This window comes from Sphaerisporangium sp. NPDC051011 (genome assembly GCF_040653595.1).
Lineage (GTDB): Bacteria > Actinomycetota > Actinomycetes > Streptosporangiales > Streptosporangiaceae > Sphaerisporangium.
Genome location: NZ_JBFAGG010000004.1, coordinates 382,599 through 396,740, shown reverse-complemented (window position 1 = coordinate 396,740; position 14,142 = coordinate 382,599). Strand labels below are relative to the sequence as shown.

The following is a 14,142-nucleotide window of genomic DNA, read 5'->3' as shown; positions in this document are numbered from 1 at the left end:
ACAGTGGCAGCGGCCACCCGCTACTTCCCCGAGCGCGGCGATCCTGGCTACCACGTCCGGCACTACGACCTGGCGCTCGAGCACCGCCTCGGGCCGAACCGGCTGAGCGGCACCGCCCGGCTGACCGCGGTCGCGGCCGAGCCCCTCGACCGGGTGGTGCTCGACCTCGGCCCGTTCCGCGTCGGCCAGGTGCTCGTCGACGGCGAGCGCGCCCGGTTCGTCCACCGCGGCGAGAAGCTGCGCGTCACGCCGCCCCGCTGGCTGCCGGAGGGCAGGACGTTCACGGTCGAGGTCCGGTACGCGGGCAACCCCCGGCCCGTGCCCAGCCACTGGGGCGGGCTCGGCTGGGACCTGCTCGACGACGGGGTGATCGTCGCGAGCCAGCCGATCGGCGCGTCGTCGTGGTTCCCGTGCAACGACCGGCCCTCCGACAAGGCGAGCTACGACATCGCGGTGACGACGGCCTCGCCGTACACAGTCGTCTGCAACGGCACGCCGGTGTCGACGCGGCGCGGCGGCTCGCGGACGACCTGGGTGTACCACCAGGCGGAGCCGACGGCCGCCTACCTGGCGAGCGTGCAGATCGGCCGCTACCAGCTCACCGGCCTGCCCGGGGAGGTGCCGCAGCGGCTGGCCGCTCCCGCCGCGCTGCTCTCCCGGGCGCGGCACGACCTCGGCCGCCAGGACGCGATGATGCGGGTGTTCGGCGAGCTGTTCGGGCCGTACCCGTTCGCGTCGTACACCGTGGTCGTCACCGAGGACGAGCTGGAGATCCCCGTCGAGGCCCAGGCCATGTCGATCTTCGGGGCCAACCACATGGACGGACGGCGCGGCTGCGAGCGGCTGGTCGCGCACGAGCTCGCCCATCAGTGGTTCGGCAACAGCCTGACGCTGCGCCACTGGCGCGACATCTGGCTGCACGAGGGCTTCGCGACGTACGCGGAGTGGCTGTGGTCGGAGGCCTCGGGCGGCGAGCCCGCCGAGGCGCACGCGCGGCGCTGGCACGCCCGGCTCGCCGCCCGCCCCGGCGGCTTCGTCCTCGCCGACCCGGGGGCCAGGCGGCTGTTCGACGACCGCGTCTACAAGCGTGGCGCGCTCACCCTGCACGCGCTGCGCCGGGTGCTCGGCGGCCCGGCGTTCACCTCGCTGCTGCGCGTCTGGACCGACGCCTACCGGCACGGCGTCGTGACCACCGGCATGTTCACCGAGCTGGCCGCCCGCTACACCCCCGAGCCCCTGGACGCGTTCTTCGCCTCCTGGCTCTACACCGAGACGCTGCCCCCGCTCTGAGCCGCGTCAGCGGACCGCCGTCCGGCGCCGGACGGCCGGGCGTTCGCCCTCCCTCTCCCCCAACGGGCCAGAGGCGGCACGGCGACTCCCGGACATAAAACGCTTTATCCGATATACCGCACAAGTGGCCCGTCGGAGGCGTATCCCATTTGCGGCATTAACCGGCAGTCGACACACTTGCCTGATTAATCATCTGTGTTGCCACCGCAATACGGGGTAGGTCACCCATGCGTCACCATTATGGTGATTCAGCGCTCGATTCTCTGCATTTACTAACTGGGGGTATTTAGGTGAGTCATCCACCTAGAGGCAGGAAGTCTCTGACGCGAACGATCAACGACCGATCCCTGCTCGCTTACATCGGCGCGGCCGTCACCGCCGGGGTGCTGATGGCGCCGGCGCTTCCCGCGCAGGCCAACGCCCACGCCGACACGAACGGCGCCCACACCGGCCTCATGTTCCGGTCGACACCCGACGGAGGAGGGCCGAGCGGGGGCGAGGAAGAGGTTCCCGCCGTGAAGAAGCCCAGAAAGGAAATCCGGAAGCACCGCCCGATACGCCACATCGCCTACCGACCGCAAAAACACTACGAGCATTTCCACAAACCACGACCGGAAGAGTACGTCGACGTCTCGGTCACCCCCGAGCACGGCGGAGGCGGCGGCTTCAGGAACCACCACAGGCATCACGGCCACCGCCACAACGGTCATTTCATCGACGACCTCTACCGCGCGCGGCACCTGCGCAGGCACCACAGCCATCAGGAGGCCTACCAGGCGGCCCTCCGAGAGGCGGACCGCTGGCTCAACCAACGACCGATGAAGCATCGCGTCAAGCACCACGACACGCATCGTTCGTGAAGCACCCGGCGCTCTCCGGGATTCCGGCCGGAGAGGACGGTAAGTCCCGCCGGGACCCCAGAGCTCAGGGGTGACCCCGGCGCCCGGGGACCTGCCGGACCCGCGGGTCCGGCGGGCGCCCCGGGCTCATGGACCGCGACGCGATCGAACAGCCGGAACGACCGCGCGGTCCCAAGGATGACGCCCCGCCCGCCCCGGCCTTTCCACGCCAGGGCGGCGGGGCTTTCTCACCGGATCCCCTGATCGTCGGCTCGCCGCCCTGAAGCATGGCGAACCGGCCGCCATCGGCCGACCGGCTCTCGGAATTCGAGGCCTACAGTTTCCGACCGGCCTGGGGCTCCGGAGGAGGTGCGGGCCGCCTCCTCCGGGGCACTGTCATGTCGTGATCGTTTTGTGTCTATACATCCCTGTCTCGACCGTGTTAAAACCCGATTAATTAATCTCCTAGACATAAAAACCTAGTCGGCACGTTCCCATCCGACACCGAGACACCGACAGCACGACGGAGGCGGCGGCACCCCTCCGGCCCCGCATCACCCCCCGGCAACAAGCGCGGCGGCGCGCGCCTTGCCTGACTGGATCCTGAGGTCAGGAACGACATGCAGATGCATATCGGAATTCGCCTGCGCAGAGGCATGCGAGGTGTGGCATGAAACGAGTGCTCACCTCCCTGGTTCTGCTCCTCTCCACGCTCGTCATCCCTTCGCAGCTCCTGCTCCCCTCCCCGGCCACGGCCGCCGCCACGACGGCCGCCGCAGAACCGCCGTTCTCCGCGCTGGTCTTCTCCAAGACCGCCGGGTTCCGGCACGACTCCATCCCGGCGGGCATCGCCGCGATCAAGAAGCTCGGCCAGGACCACGGCTTCACCGTGGACGCCACCGAGGACTCCGCGGCCTTCACCGAGGAGAACCTGGCCAAGTACCAGGTGGTGGTGTTCCTGTCCACCACGGGCGACGTCCTGAACGCCGCCCAGCAGACCGCCTTCGAGCACTACATCGAGTCCGGCGGCGGTTACGCCGGCATCCACGCGGCCTCTGACACCGAGTACGACTGGGCCTGGTACGGCAAGCTCGTCGGCGCGTACTTCAAGCAGCACCCCGCGCCGCAGCAGGCCGTCGTCAAGGTCGAGGACCCCGCGCACCCCTCCACCGCCGGCCTGCCCGCCCGCTGGACCCGCAACGACGAGTGGTACGACTTCCGCGCCAACCCGCGTGGCAATGTTCACGTCCTGACCTCCCTGGACGAGAAGAGCTACAGCGGCGGCACGATGGGGGCCGACCACCCCAACAGCTGGTGCCAGAACTACGACGGCGGCCGCTCCTGGTACACGGCGCTGGGCCACACCAACGAGTCCTACGCCGAGCCGAACTTCCTGAAGATGCTGCTCGGCGGCCTGCAGACCGCCGCCGGTGTCGTCCCGGCCGACTGCTCGGCCAGTCTGGACTCGGCGTTCGCCAAGGTCACCCTGGACGACAACACGTCCAACCCGATGATGCTGGACGTCGCCCCCGACGGCACCGTCTTCTACATCGACCGGCTCGGCGACGTGAAGGCCGTCGAGCCCGCGGGCGGTGTGGTCACCTCCGGCCACCTGAACGTCTTCACCGCCAACGAGAGCGGCCTGCTCGGCCTGGCGCTCGACCCGGACTTCACGACCAACCGCTGGGCGTACCTGTACTACTCGCCCCAGTCCAAGGTCGTGGACCGGCTCTCGCGCTTCACGATCCGCGAGGACCTGACGTTGGACCTCGCCAGTGAGAAGGTCGTGCTCGAGGTTCCCGTCCAGCGGGCGGAGTGCTGCCACCATGGCGGCGGCATGGTGTTCGACAAGGCGACCGGCGACCTGTGGCTGGCCAACGGCGACAACACCAACCCGTTCGCCTCCGACGGCTACACCCCGATCGACGAGCGCGCGGGCCGGTCGGCCTGGGACGCCCAGGGCACCTCCGCCAACTCCAACGACCTGCGCGGCAAGGTGCTGCGCATCCACCCCGAACCGGACGGCACCTACACCGTCCCCGCGGGCAACATGTTCCCGCCGGGCACGCCGAAGACCCGCCCCGAGATCTACGGCATGGGCTTCCGCAACCCGTTCCGGATCGGCATCGACCCGAAGACGCACAAGCTGCTGGTCGCCAACTACGGCCCGGACGCGGGGCAGCCGAGCGCGACCCGCGGCCCGGAGAACACCGTCGAGTGGGACATCCTCAACGGGCCGGGCTTCTACGGCTGGCCGTACTGCATCGGCGACAACAAGCCCTACATCGACTTCGACTTCGCCACGAACACCTCCAAGCAGGCGTTCGACTGCGCGGCGCCGAAGAACGACTCGCCCAACAACACCGGCATCACCGACCTGCCCAAGGCGCTGCCGGCCATCGTGTACTACCACTACGCCGCGGACCCCGCCTTCCCCGAGCTGGGCGGCGGCGGCGCGCCGATGGCCGGGTCGGCCTACCGCTTCGACCCGGCGCTGAAGTCGGACCGCAAGTGGCCCGCCTACTGGGACGGCAAGGCCGTCTTCGGCGAGTGGAACCAGAACCGCCTGTACTCCTTCCAGCTCAGCGAGGACGGCTCGCAGCTCGTCGACATCAACACGATGCTCGGCACGATGAGCTTCAAGAAGCCGATGGACATGAAGTTCGGCCCCGACGGCGCCCTCTACCTCATCGAGTGGGGCTCGGGCTTCGGCGGCGACAACACCGACTCCGGCGTCTACCGGATCGACTACGTCCAGGGCAGCAGGTCGCCGATCGCGCAGGCCAAGGCCGACAAGACCTCCGGCCCGGCGCCGCTGACCGTGAAGTTCTCCAGCGCCGGCTCGGCCGACCCCGACGGGTCGGCGATCACCTTCGCCTGGGACTTCGACGGCGACGGCCAGACCGACTCCACCGAGGCCGACCCGACCTTCACCTACAACACGGCCGGCAACTTCACCGCCGTGCTGACCGTGAAGGACGAGGACGGCAAGACCGCCACCGCCAACGTGCCGATCGTGGTCGGCAACACGGCGCCGACGGTCAAGATCAACCTCCCGCCGGACGGCGGCCTGTTCGAGTTCGGCGACCAGGTGAAGTTCACCGTCACGGTCACCGACCCCGAGGACGGCACGGTCGACTGCGCGGCCGTGAAGATTCAGGCGATCCTGGGCCACGACACGCACGGGCACCCGCTCGACCAGTACACCGGCTGTTCGGGTGTCGTCCAGACGACGCTGTCCGGCGGGCACAGCGAGGGCGACAACGTCTTCTACGTCCTCGAGGCGTCCTACACTGACAAGGGCGGCGCGGGCTCCTCGAACCCGTTGACCGGACGCGCGCAGGCGCTGCTGCAGCCCAAGCACAAGCAGGCCGAGTTCTACTCGTCGACCGGCCGCGCGCCGGACGGCACGGGCACCGGCGACCCCGGCGTCAAGGTGGAGACGACCTCCGACACGCAGGGCGGCTTCAGCAACATCGGCTTCATCGAGGACGGCGACTACTGGAGCCACGACCCCGTCAACCTGTCGGGGATCGAGAAGCTGATTTTCCGGGCGGCCTCCGCCTCTACCGGCGGCACGATCGAGATCCGCGCGGGCGCCGTGGACGGCACCCTGGTCGGCAAGGCCGACGTCGCCAACACCGGCGGCTGGCAGACCTTCCAGGACTTCCCGGTGACGCTGACCGACCCGCCGGCCACCAGCGGCCCGCTGTACTTCGTCGTGCGCAAACCGGCGGGCAGCACGAACACCGGTGGTCTGCTGAACGTCAACTGGACCGACTTCATCGGCAAGGGCGTCACCGAGAACCAGCGGCCGGCGGTCACCCTCACCGCGACCCCGGACCGGGGCCCGGCTCCGCTGACGGTCAGCCTGCACGCCGAGGCCGGCGACCCCGACGGCGACACCCCGCTGACCTACAAGTGGAACCTCGGCGTGGCCGGCGCGCCCACGCCCACGACCCCGGACGCGAGCTACACCTACCAGACGCCGGGGACGTACGACGCGTCGGTGACCGTGACGGACGCCAAGGGCGCCGCCCGCACCGAGCACATTCCGATCATCGTGGACACCCCGGGGACGACCTGCCTGACCGGCAAGTCGGACGGCTTCGACGGCGTCGCGCTCGACCGCTCGCGGTGGAGCGTGCTGCGGGAGAACCAGGACCTGCGGGTGGCCGGCGGGGCGCTGCACATCCCCACCTCGCTCACCGAGATCTACGGCACCAACAACAGCAACCCGGTGCCCAACCTGGTGCTGCAGCCCATGCCCACCGGGGCCTGGCAGGCCACGACCAAGGTGACGCTCGACGCCAGGGACGCCTACCAGCAGGCGGGCCTGATCCTGTACGGCGACGATGACAACTACGCCAAGATGGTCATCTCGGCGCGTGGCACCAACGACCCGGCGGCACGTATCTTCCAGTTCATCCGGGAAGAGGCGGGCAGCCCGCACGAGGTCGCCGCGTCCAACACGGCCAACCTCGGCGCGAACTACCCGACCACCGTCTACATCCGGCTCGCCGGCAACGGCACCACCCTCACGGCGGCCTACTCGCCCGACGGGGTGAACTGGACGACGATGCCGCAGACCGACAAGGCGATCGCCGGCATCACCGACCCGCGCATCGGCCTGACGTCCTTCGCCAGCAGCGGCAACAGGCCGGTCGTCGACGCCGCCTTCGACTGGTTCCAGCTTCTGCCGGACGCCACCGCGGGCCCGTCGACGCCGGACGACGAGTTCACCGGCGACTCGCTGGACGCCTGCCGGTGGAACACCATCGTCCGCCCGGACGCCTCGGCGACCCGGGTGGCCGGTGGCAACCTGGAGATCGACACGAGCAAGGGTGACATCTACGGCAACGACAACTCGGGGCCGAAGAACTTCATCCTCCAGACCCCGCCCTCCGGGGACTGGACCGTGGAGACCAAGGTCGACGCGTCGGCCTTCAACGAGGCCTACCAGCAGGCCGGGTTGATGGCCTACACCGGCGACGGCGACTACGTGAAGCTCGACTACGTCGCGGACGGGGCGACGGCGCGCAGGCTGGAGCTCCGCTCCGAGGTCGGCAACGCCGTGCAGAATCCGCAACCGCAGCTCACCGACCTCACCCAGGGCGTGTGGTGGCTGCGACTGACCAAGACCGGCACGACGTACCGCGGCTTCGCCTCTTCCAACGGCACCACCTGGACCGAGATCGGCACCGGTGTGGCCAACACGGCGATCGGCGACGCCAAGGTGGGCCTGTTCGCCTTCGGTGTGAACCAGGCCGCGTCCAAGACGGCGAAGTTCGACTTCTTCCACGCCTCGTGGGGACGGCCGGCCGACACCACGCCGCCGACGGTCTCGGCGACGACCGCCCCGGCCAAGCCCGACGGCGGCAACGGCTGGTTCGTCTCCCCCGTCACGGTCGCGGTGAACGCGTCCGACAGCGGCTCGGGCCTGGCCTCCACCGAGGTCAGCGTGGACGGCGGCCCGTGGGCGCCCTACACCGACCCGGTGACGGTCGCGTCCGACGGCCTCCACACCGTCGCCTACCGTGCCGCCGACAAGGCGGGCAACACCGCCGACGGCACGATCGAGGTGAAGAAGGACACCACGGCGCCGCTGACCACCGCGCAGTTCGCCCCGGGCAACGACGACGGCTGGCACGGATCCACCGTGCCGGTGACGCTCACCGCGTCCGACGGCGCCTCGGGCCTCGCCGGCGTCGAGTACTCGCTCGACGGCGGCGCGTGGAAGTCGTACACCGAGCCGGTGAACATCACCGGCGACGGCAGCCATGAGCTGCGCTACCGGGCGAAGGACAAGGCCGGGAACATCGAGACCGAGAAGGCCGCGGCCGTCAAGATCGACGGCACCAGGCCGACGGTCCTGGTGTCCGGCATCTCCGACTCCCAGATCTACGGCGACAGCCAGGACCTGCGCATCACCTGGCAGGCCGTGGACGGCACCTCGGGGGTCAAGACGGTCACCGGCACGCTGGACGCCGCTCCGTACGCCTCGGGCAGGCTCCAGGCCCTGTACGAGCTCAAGCTCGGCACGCACGCGCTGGCGGTCACCGCGACCGACAACGCGGGCAACGTCACCAAGGAGCAGGTGACCTTCGGGATCACCACCTCGACCCGGGACATCGGCCTGCTGATCGACCGGTTCGTGGCGACGAGCCGGCTCAGCCAGAAGAACGGCAACAAGCTCCAGGCCGAGCTCACCAAGGTCAAGAAGGCCGAGGCGACGGGCAACGACGGCAAGACCGTCAAGGAGCTGCAGAAGTTCAGGACCCTCGTCAACGACGGCACGACGGTCCCGGACGCCGAGATCCGCGCCGTCCTCACCCGCGACATCGACGCCGTGATCGCACGGCTCTCGTGATCGCCTGAGGACCTGACAAGCCAGCCCACTCCCAACGGAACGCGGACCCTCCTCCCCGGGTCCGCGTTCCGCCTTTCGGGTGTGACAGGGAGGGAAGAATTCGTCCATTCAGCGCGAGCCGCCGGTACCACAGAAGTGGACTTCATGTCTCACATAACGTTGTAGGCCCTACCATGGACCCATGAGCGACAGGCTTGCCGGCGCCAACGGGACCAAGGTGAACGGCCAGATTCCGACACGCCGGACCATGACGGTCGGCATATCGGGCCGCGACCTCCCCCTACTGCAGTCCGCGATCATCGAGGTGACCCGGCAGCCGGTGCGCGAGCGCTCCGACGCCGCACGCAACCGCGCCCGCGTCCTCGCCGCGGCCGAACGGCTGTTCGCCACCATGGACGCCCGGCAGGTCACCATGGAGGAGATCGCGCGCGCCGCCGGCGTGGGCCGGGCCACCCTGTACCGCCGCTACCCCGACCCCGCGTCCATCGCCATCGCCCTGCTCGACGAGCACGAGCGCCGCCTTCAGGAGCACGTCCTGCGCGGCGACCCGCCCCTCGGCCCCGGCGCCTCACCCACCGAGCGCCTCGCCGCGTTCTACGAGGCGTCGGTCGACCTGCTGGAAGACCACCTCCACCTGGCCCTCGGCGCCGAGGTCGGCAAGGCCAGGTTCGCCACCGGCGCCTACGGCTTCTGGCGCACGCACGTGCGCATGCTGCTGGCGCAGGCCGGGGCCCCCGTCCCCGACGGCGCGGTGGACGCCGTCCTGGCTCCCCTGGCCCCCGAGCTGTACCACTTCCAGCGCCACACCCTCGGCCTGCCGAAGGAACGCATCACCGAGTCGCTGGTCTGGCTCGCCCGCCGCCTCACCGACGACCGCTGAGCGCGGGCCGCCTAAGGGGCGTCCCGGACACGCCATCGGGCCCGAGGGCGATTATGGCCAAATGGTGAACGGAAGCTGAAATGTGGACGCGCCGGGGATGCCTCGGCCCGCCATGTCGTCATAGCTCACATAATTCGGTGGTGAACGCTGATTCGCAGCGAATACGGGGCGAGGTACGAGGAACCAGATGAAGCGTTGGATCGGCATCGGGCTGGCGCTGCTCCTCGGTGCGGCCGTGGTGGTGGCGATCGTGGTGGGCAACCGCGGCGGCGGCACGGAGCCGCGGGAGCTCACCGTGGTCCGAGGGGTGATCGGCTCGGAGAAGAAGCCCTTCTTCGACGATCAGAGGGTGCGGGAGGTCTTCGCGCGGCACGGCCTCCGGGTGGAGGTCGACACCGCCGGCTCCCGCCAGATCGCGGACTCGGTCGACCTGAAGAAGTACGGCTTCGCCTTCCCGTCCAGCGCGCCGGCCGCCGAGAAGATCAGGCGCGACCAGGGCGCCACCCGCACGTTCGCGCCGTTCTCGTCCCCCATGGCGATCGCCACCTTCGAGCCGATCGTGGGCGTGCTCACCAAGGCGGGCGTCGTGCGGGACTCCGGCCAGGGCTATCAGGTGTTCGATGTCCAGAAATATCTGGAACTGGTGGCGAAAGGCACCCGCTGGGACAGGCTTCCCGGCAACACCGCCTATCCGGCGCGCAAGCGGGTCCTGCTCACCACCACCGACATCCGCACCTCGAACTCCGCGGCGATGTACCTCGCGATCGCCGGCTACGTGGCCAACGGCGACGACGTGGTCACCTCGGACGCGCAGGCCTCCAAGGTCGCCAAGACCGTCGCTCCCCTCTTCCTCGACCAGGGCTACTCGGAGACCTCCACCGAGGCGCCGTTCGAGGACTACCTGTCCCTCGGAATCGGCAAGACGCCCATGGTCATGGTCTACGAGGCGCAGTACGCCTCGCGCCTGTTCTCCGGCGACGGCTCGATCCGCCCGGACATGCGGCTGCTCTATCCCTCGCCCACGGTCCTCAGCAAGCACACGCTCGTCCCGTTCAGCGCGCAGGGCACCGAGGTCGGCCGTCTGCTGCAGGAGGATCCGGAGCTCGGACGCCTGGCCGCCCAGTACGGCTTCCGTACCGCGCACGCCAAGGCGTTCGACGACCTGGTGGCGAAGGCCAAGGCCCCCTTGCCGGCCAGCCTCATCGACGTGGTGGAACCGCCCGACCACGAGCGGCTGGAGGCCATGATCACCACGATCGAGCAGCTCTACCGGTCGGGTGCGGTGCCCACCCCCACGCCCTGACCTCGCCTTCCTACCGCTTCAAGGAGAGAGACCACCGTGAGCGATCTCGTGCTCAGCCCGCCCGAACCCGTGGCCAAGGTGCCCACGGAGAAGGCGGCCACCATGCTGCCCGTCCAGGAGGAACGGAGCAGCGAACTGGCCGAGAAGGCCAAGGGCTTCGCCGAGGAACTCGGCGGCCTGGACCCGCGGTCGCCCGAGTTCACCCGCAAGGTGCACGACATCACCTCGATGGGCGATTCAGAGATCCGGGCGTCGTCCCAGGTCGCCAACCGCATGCTGAAGCGTCCGGTGGCCGCACTGGCGTCCGCCAAGGGCGAAGGCAAGGACGCCCAGGCGGCGGTGGCGGGGGAGCTCGTCGCGCTGCGCCGGACGATCGTCGACCTCGACCCCAAGCAGGCGTCCAACCCGGCGAAGAAGCTGCTGGGACTGATCCCGTTCGGCGACAAGCTGCGCGACTATTTCGCGAAGTACCAGTCGGCGCAGAAGCACATCGACGACATCATCCGGGCCCTGAAGTCCGGGCAGGACGAGCTGCTCAAGGACAACGCGGCCATCGAGGGCGAGAAGGTCAACCTGTGGGAGTCGATGCAGCGCCTGCAGGAGTACGCCCTGCTCGCCGCCGCCCTCGACGCCGCGCTGGAAGAGAAGATCACGCAGGTCGAGACGGCCGACCCGGAGAAGGCCACCGCCCTCCGCTCGGACGCGTTGTTCGGCGTCCGGCAGAAGCACCAGGACCTGCTGACCCAGCTCGCGGTGTCCGCCCAGGGGTACCTCGCGCTGGACCTGATCCGCAAGAACAACCTCGAACTGATCAAGGGCGTGGACCGGGCGACCACGACGACGATCGCCGCGCTGCGCACGGCCGTGACCGTGGCCCAGGCGCTGGCGAACCAGAAGCTGGTGCTCGACCAGATCACGGCGCTCAACGCCACCACCTCGGACCTGATCGTGGCGACCAGCGAGATGCTGCGCACGCAGGCGGGCGACATCCAGACCCAGGCGGCCTCGACCACGGTCAACATGGACGCGCTGCGCAAGGCGTTCGACAACATCTACACGACCATGGACATGATCGACACCTTCAAGGCGCAGGCCGTGCAGAACATGGCGATCACCGTGGACAACCTGACCGTCGAGCTCGACCACGCGCGCACGTACCTGGATCGGTCGCAGCGCGGCGGCGAACAGGCGCTCCCTCGATGAGACGGCGAGTGCCGGCCGTACGGGCGGGTCTTCCGGCGCTCACGCGGGCGCTCGGCGTGCTGACCCTGCTGGTGGCGACGGCCGCGTGCGGAGGGGCGGACACCCCCGGCCCCGTGGACGGCCCCGAGGTGCTCCGCGTCCTCGCGGGAAGCGAGATCAAGGACCTCGAACCGCTGCTGAAGCGCGCCCAGGACGCCGTCGGCGTGCGCGTCACGCTGTCGTACGCCGGGACACTCGACGGAGCGGACCAGGTCGCGAGGGGCGGCGCCGACGGGAAGTACGACGCGACGTGGTTCTCCTCCAACCGGTACCTGTCGCTGATCGACGGGGCGACCGCGCGTCTGTCGACCCAGACCAAGGTGATGGTCTCGCCGGTGCTGCTCGGGCTGAAGGCGTCCAAGGCGCACGAGCTCGGTTGGGACGTCAAGCCCGTCACCTGGAACGACATCGCCGCGGCCGCGCGGGCCCGTAAGTTCACCTTCGGCATGACCAGCCCCGCGGCCTCCAACTCCGGATTCTCGGCGCTGGTCGGCGTGACCGCCGCCCTCTCCGACGCCGCGGAGGCCGTGGACAAGGCCCAGATCGACGCGGCGACGCCCAAGCTGAAGGAGTTCTTCTCGGCGCAGACGCTCACCGCCGGCTCCTCGGGATGGCTCGCGGACGCGTACGCCAAGCAGGGCGCGGTGGACGGGCTCGTGAACTACGAGTCCGTGCTGCTCGGCCTCAACGCCTCCGGCACGCTCAAGGAACCGCTCACGCTGATCTACCCCACCGACGGGGTGGTGACGGCCGACTACCCGCTCACTCTCCTGAGCTCCGCGGCGCCGGGCAAGAAGGAGCTGTACGGCAAGCTGGCGGCGTGGCTGCGCAAGCCGGAGATCCAGCGGGAGATCATGACCACGACGTTCCGGCGGCCGATCGTCCCCGAGGTCAGGCCCGACCGGCGTTTCGGATCCGCGTCGCTGGTGGAGTTGCCGTTCCCGAACCGGCGAAGCGCCGCCGACGAGCTGATCGGCGTGTACCTCAACCAGGTTCGCAGGCCATCGCGGACGCTGTTCGTGCTGGACACCTCCGGATCGATGGAGGGCGACCGGATCGACGCGCTCAAGCAGGCGCTGACCGCCCTGTCCGGCGCCGACACCTCGGTCAGCGGGACCTTCTCGCGCTTCCGTAACCGCGAAACCGTCACGATGATCCCCTTCAACTCGGCCCCCGGCACACCGCGGACCTTCACGCTGCCCGAACACGACCCCGAACCCGTACTCCGGCAGATCCGCTCGTACGGCGAGGAGCTGCGGCCCGGTGGCGGCACGGCGATCTTCGACAGCCTTCGGGCCGCCTACGCGCAGGCCGGGTCGTCGGCGAAGTCGGGGGACTTCACCTCGATCGTGCTGATGACGGACGGCGACAACACCGACGGCAGCTCCTACGACGACTTCGCCTCGTACTACAGGTCGCTGCCCGTGAAGCTCCCGGCGTTCGTCGTGCTTTTCGGCGACAGCGACGTCAACGAGATGAAGCAGATCGCCCAGCTCACCGGTGGTGCCACCTTCGACGCACGGTCGGGTTCACTGGCCGCGGCCTTCAAGGAGATCCGTGGCTACCAGTAGTCCGCGCGAGCGGATCCTGGCCTACGCCGGGTCGACGAAGAACATCACCGGGTGCGCCCTGGCGCTGGCCGGAGTCATCCTGGTCTTCTTCGGCGTCGCCGGATCGTTCTGGCCGGTCGTGGTCGCCGGGCTGTACGGCGTCGGGGCGCTGCTGGCCCCGGCGGACCGGGTGAGACTCACGATCTCGCACGCGGAGGTGGAGAGCCGGCAACTCCACGCCGACCTGGAGACGCTGCTGGCCAAGGTCGACGGGAACCGGTTCCCCGGCGACGTGGTGGCCAGGGTCGGCGCACTGGCCGAGGTGCTGCGCGACATCCTTCGCCGGGCGGACGCGCTCACCTCCTCGCCCGACCATCTGCACATCGTGTCGCAGACGATCAGGGACTACCTGCCGTCCAGCCTGGAGGCGTACGCGAACCTGCCCCGCTCGTACGCGCTGACGCGGCGCGGCGAGCGGGCGCGCAGCGCCCACGAGGAGCTGCTCGCCCAGCTCGACCTGCTGGACACCCAGCTGCGCAAGGTGGCCGAGTCCGTCTACCGGGGGGACGAGCAGGCCCTGCGCGACCAGGGAAGGTTCCTCCAGGACCGGTTCGGCGGCTCCGGCCTCGATCTCTGACCGCCCGGGCGCCGCCGGGTTCCCGCGGTCC

Annotated in this window: 8 protein-coding genes; all 8 read left to right on the top strand. The window is 69.5% G+C overall.

What is annotated here, in order from left to right:
• Window positions 1–3: 3 nt before the first annotated feature.
• The 8 genes from AB0H21_RS11975 (at window position 4) to AB0H21_RS11940 (ending at window position 14,111) form a co-directional block, all read left to right on the top strand.
• Window positions 4–1,290 (top strand): M1 family metallopeptidase, encoded by a 1,287-nt coding sequence (locus AB0H21_RS11975; RefSeq protein ID WP_358514929.1) that lies wholly within the window; start codon window positions 4–6, stop codon window positions 1,288–1,290.
• 389 nt (window positions 1,291–1,679) lie between these two features.
• On the top strand, window positions 1,680–2,150 hold the full coding sequence (locus tag AB0H21_RS11970; RefSeq protein WP_358514926.1) for a hypothetical protein: 471 nt from the start codon (window positions 1,680–1,682) through the stop codon (window positions 2,148–2,150).
• A gap of 649 nt (window positions 2,151–2,799) precedes the next feature.
• Window positions 2,800–8,499 (top strand): ThuA domain-containing protein, encoded by a 5,700-nt coding sequence (locus AB0H21_RS11965; RefSeq protein WP_358514923.1) that lies wholly within the window; start codon window positions 2,800–2,802, stop codon window positions 8,497–8,499.
• A 181-nt stretch (window positions 8,500–8,680) separates the two neighbouring features.
• Window positions 8,681–9,379 carry a helix-turn-helix domain-containing protein gene (locus AB0H21_RS11960; protein WP_358514920.1) on the top strand — a complete coding sequence of 233 codons (699 nt, stop codon included), beginning with the start codon at window positions 8,681–8,683 and terminating at the stop codon, window positions 9,377–9,379.
• A gap of 187 nt (window positions 9,380–9,566) precedes the next feature.
• A complete protein-coding gene (locus AB0H21_RS11955; RefSeq protein WP_358514917.1) occupies window positions 9,567–10,682 on the top strand; it encodes a hypothetical protein in 1,116 nt (371 codons plus the stop codon).
• Between the two features lie 36 nt (window positions 10,683–10,718).
• Complete coding sequence (locus AB0H21_RS11950) at window positions 10,719–11,885, top strand: toxic anion resistance protein (RefSeq protein ID WP_358514915.1); 1,167 nt, start codon at window positions 10,719–10,721, stop codon at window positions 11,883–11,885.
• On the top strand, window positions 11,882–13,495 hold the full coding sequence (locus AB0H21_RS11945; RefSeq protein ID WP_358514912.1) for a VWA domain-containing protein: 1,614 nt from the start codon (window positions 11,882–11,884) through the stop codon (window positions 13,493–13,495). Before AB0H21_RS11950 ends, AB0H21_RS11945 begins: the two co-directional genes overlap by 4 nt.
• Window positions 13,482–14,111: a hypothetical protein gene (locus AB0H21_RS11940; protein ID WP_358514909.1), complete on the top strand. Its 630-nt coding sequence runs from the start codon at window positions 13,482–13,484 to the stop codon at window positions 14,109–14,111. Before AB0H21_RS11945 ends, AB0H21_RS11940 begins: the two co-directional genes overlap by 14 nt.
• Window positions 14,112–14,142 lie beyond the last annotated feature (31 nt).

What these genes read in the sequence shown, in the direction of transcription:
- AB0H21_RS11960 (WP_358514920.1), top strand. Translation starts at nt 8,681, where the DNA reads ATGAGCGACAGGCTTGCCGGCGCCAACGGGACCAAGGTGAACGGCCAG.
- AB0H21_RS11955 (WP_358514917.1), top strand. Translation starts at nt 9,567, where the DNA reads ATGAAGCGTTGGATCGGCATCGGGCTGGCGCTGCTCCTCGGTGCGGCC.
- AB0H21_RS11945 (WP_358514912.1), top strand. Translation starts at nt 11,882, where the DNA reads ATGAGACGGCGAGTGCCGGCCGTACGGGCGGGTCTTCCGGCGCTCACG.
- AB0H21_RS11970 (WP_358514926.1), top strand. Translation starts at nt 1,680, where the DNA reads ATGGCGCCGGCGCTTCCCGCGCAGGCCAACGCCCACGCCGACACGAAC.
- AB0H21_RS11965 (WP_358514923.1), top strand. Translation starts at nt 2,800, where the DNA reads ATGAAACGAGTGCTCACCTCCCTGGTTCTGCTCCTCTCCACGCTCGTC.